Genomic DNA, 4,082 nt, shown 5'->3' on the forward strand with positions numbered 1-4,082 from the left:
TGAAAGTGAAATAACCAAAGGTTATTCATCTTTATTGATATTAAACCTTACAGCCACCAATATAGAGGGCTTTAAGGTAAAATCAAAATTTGAGTATGGTTAATGGGTTATTTGATTAATTGGTTAAAAAACTGGAAGGTTGCAAAGTTTCAAGGGTGGGTAGAAAGGGTATTCTGGTTATTGGTTATTTGTTTAAAGGGTTAATGTGGTCGACAGTCCAAGGACCATAGACGACTACTACCAAAGGGAGGGAAATTCCAAAATATTAATACCATTTTTTGAAATTGATCATCCTCCCACAAGCAATGGATTCTAAAACAATATCTAAATATCACAATATCCAAATATCAAATTCTAGAAAATTTTGCTTCTTACCAAGGAGAAATTAATCCTCAAAATTCACATTGATAAAGCTGGCGATGCCAAACCGGAATCCTCCCCTTTGGTAATTGCTGTTTTCGAAGCCGGCACCCATTTCTACCCTGAAGATCCTGAAGAGGTTATCCAATGAATACCCCAATTCCCAATAATGTGGGGAGTTTTGGGTTTTGAGGTAATTGAAAAATATGTTTTCCCTAACTCCAGAGAACCGCAACATCGGCAGTTGGGTCAACAAAAATTTCCTGAATTGGTAATGCACAATCCCACTCACGAATTGTGTCTGTGAGCTGTATTGGTAGTAATCCAAAAACCTGTAATTGGCTGCGACACCCATGTTGGCAAAGATAGTTCTGTTACCGCCAAAGTGTTTGAAATCCATGAAATACACCCTATCATTATTCAGAAAGGCACCGGCACTGACATTGAAATCGAGTTTGCCGCTTACCCCAAAATTGAAGAAATGCTCAACTCTTGCCTCCACAAAATCAAATTTGGAAGCCATAGTATTATTGAATACTCCTGGAATGGCTTTGGTATACCTGAAATTGACCAAAGGGGCGGATTCGTATAATGGATTTTTCCTGCCATTTCTGACATAATATTTCAATCCCGGACGCCATTCAATGTTATTGGTCCAGATCAATGCATGATGGTTTTCAAAAGCCACAGGATCTGCTTCGATATTGACAGGTCTATTTGGGGTATATTCCCGTTCAGCGCGGTTCCAAAGACTGACATCCGAATTATTGAACAATTCCCTTCTGTATGCATAAGTCACATTGGTGCGGTAAGTGATGGCATCTGTAAACCTGTGGCTATAATATCCTTTCAGAAATGATTGCTCATAGAGCTTCATGTAATTTTGCCTGAAAAGCAGAGAATAAGCCATGTTGACCTGCTCGGAAATGGGATTCTCCCCATTGAATTGAAAGATATATTTTCCACCTGTCAGACCGAAAGTATAACCAGGCCTCCCCTTATTCACTGATCTTCGGATATCAAGGGTTCCATAGGGTTGTTGGCTGGAAAACCCATACCTAAACTCAGGTCTGATGGTCCATGTTCTCCGGTGCATCGTGACTGAATCGGCCATTTTGGTACTTTTTTCAATCCTGTAAAAGCCCGAAAGCCCAAACTTGAACCCTTCCACTGTATTGAAAGAGATTTTTGTCAGGTTGCTACTGAATCCCGCTGACTTTCCTTTTCCAAATGAATAGGAACCGCCTGTAAGAATTTCTCCCGGCTTGAATCCTCGTCTAGCCTTTTTGGCAACGCTGTCTACTTCACTGACTTTGGCGGCTTCGACTACTGCCAAGCTATCGTCCCTTTGGTAGCCACGGATTTCTTTTTCAGTCAACTTCACCGGACGGATGCTGTCCCAATAGCTCAAATCTCTTTTCTTAGCCAAAGAATCGATGGTATAATTCCTGTTGGAAACTACCTCCGCTTCTTTGCTTTGTTTTAATTCTTCCTTTTCATATTCATTGACAAGCTTCCTGAAATCTTTTCTTGTCATCTTATCTGCCTGTGCCATTTGTTCCAGACTGGAAACACTTTTGTTGAAAGCGGTCACATCTTTGGGAACTTCCGTGACTTTTTCATCAATGATTTCGGTTTCAGCTATCAAATCCGGATTGAGTGTCACCTGATAATCACGGGTGGAAGCCAGGTATTTGTATTCCCCCGCAAAGCCAAAAAACTTCCCTCCAAAGGTATAGGTATGCGTAGAGGGCATCCAGACATTCTCCGCAACGGGCTGGTAAATCTGCTTGACTCCAATCGAAAACCCAAGCAAAGATGTCGTCAGGTCCAGACTATGGATCGCCCATAAATCCTCGATAATATAAATGTATCCTTCAAAAACCCTTTCTCCCCTAGATCTTGGAGTCACTTTGATTCTATTGATCATGACACCGTTTTCTACAAAAGAGCCTTCGTATTTGAATTGGTAGTAAGCAAAGGCAGAAGGCGCAAGAGGTGTTACTGCATCGTTGATTTTTGCATTATAAAAGCTTGTGGCAATGTATGGCGCCGGTGATGTGGAATTGTTTTCTCCGTTGGTGCGGATGCTGATTACTTTTTCCTCGACAGTGTTGGGTTGCTTAAAGGTAATCTGCGAAACAGACTCTGTCGTGTAGGCCTCATTGAGCTTGACTCCTTCCTTCTCCATTTCCTTTTTCATGAAAAATGGAACATTTGTCAACTGTCCTGTACCTTTCAGGTAAACCATCATGCTGTATTCTTGCACCTGAAGTCTGTGAAATTTGGCCTTTGAGATTGCTTTCCGCATGATCGTCAATGCCGGATCTTCCTGCTTTGTTTTGACCGTCACTTCCTGCAAGGCATACACCTGCTCATCCAATTCAAAATTCAATTCCACCCAATCTTCCAAGACAACGACCGTCTTGACTTCAGAAGCAAATCCCAAATATTGGGCTAGGACATCATAAACCCCTTTTTTAAGTCGAAATTCATATTCTCCATTTTGATTGGTTGGGACTCCATCGCCTAGATTACGGACATAGATCGAGGCAAAAGGAAGAACCTCTCCGCTTTTGGAAGTCACCTTTCCTCGGATTCCCTGGGCATTTCCTTCAGAAAGGAAGAAAAATAAGGAAAAACAAATAAACGATACTTTGAAAAATCTAATGAAAGGAATCATGGTTGTGGTAGTCGATGTGGTTGGAAAAGTAATATCTAATGTTTTAACGAGCCAATTTTATTGTGGTTGTTGACAAAAATTAACGATAAGTAAAGGTATTTAAGGATAATTAAAAAGTGGAAAGAGGTAGGAAGTAGGAAGTAGGGAAGTCTTGTGTATTTTTCCTTCAAACCATCATTTCCAATTACATAAGTCTAAGACTGCCAAAAAAGGGTTTGATTTCGATCTTTCATGGCGAATACTAAAATCCATCGCTCATTTTACCGGAATTTCGAATACCCGGTAAAAAGGTAACCCATCGGTGCTGATTCCTTCGATTTTCAATAACATTTTTTTGGTAGTCTTGGGAATATGGACTGAAAAAGTAAAAGTCTCATGCTCAGAATTAGTTTTGGCTTCAGGATTCCAATAGAGAGACGGGCGGGACTCGGGAATTTCTAAATCATTTTTTTGAAGAGGGAATTCTTTGGAAGGTGTAAACCCTCTTACTTTGAAAATCTCAAACTCATCACTGTTGAAAACTTTGTCAGCATTTTCCTGGTTCCTGCTTCCTTTTTTGGTTTTGACCATAATGACTCCTGCAAATCCTGCCATGCCAAATTGGGGAGCATTAAAAGTAAATACTTCGACAGATTCCACCTCTGCAGCAATCAAAGTCCTCAGCACATCATTGGTAGTCTCACCGGCATCGGTGAAATAGCGGTTTCCATCAATGATCAAAAGTGGTTCGCCGGCATTGAGTCCCCAATTGTAATTTCCCATTCCTCCGCCAGGCATGTTCATGGACACAATAGCATCTAAAGTATATTGTGGAAATCTTTCCAAAAATTCAGGTCCTATACTCCTGTCTCCAGGTCCATAGCCATAATTTTTATCCTCCAAGGTTTGTTTTTTCTCATCCTCCAAAACAAACTCCTCCAATTCAAAGTAATCTCCATCAAAAATATCAAGTTGCCCAATTATGGATTTTGGTCTGGTTTCCAACTGAAGTTTGGGCAAATCCACCAAAACTTCAGGCCTTGAAGTTTCAATAAGGGAT

1 protein-coding gene and 1 pseudogene are annotated in these 4,082 nt (G+C 40.6%); both read right to left on the bottom strand.

The features are described 5' to 3' along the window. Positions 1–385: 385 nt before the first annotated feature. The gene (locus ACZFYI_RS16660; RefSeq protein ID WP_462525257.1) at positions 386–3,043 is read right to left on the bottom strand and encodes a DUF5686 and carboxypeptidase regulatory-like domain-containing protein; all 2,658 of its coding nucleotides are present in this window, start codon (positions 3,041–3,043) and stop codon (positions 386–388) included. Positions 3,044–3,298: 255 nt separating this feature from the next. Beyond that, a pseudogene (locus ACZFYI_RS16665) lies at positions 3,299–4,082 on the bottom strand (carboxypeptidase-like regulatory domain-containing protein); the annotation flags it as partial.

This window comes from Aquiflexum sp. (assembly GCF_977115555.1).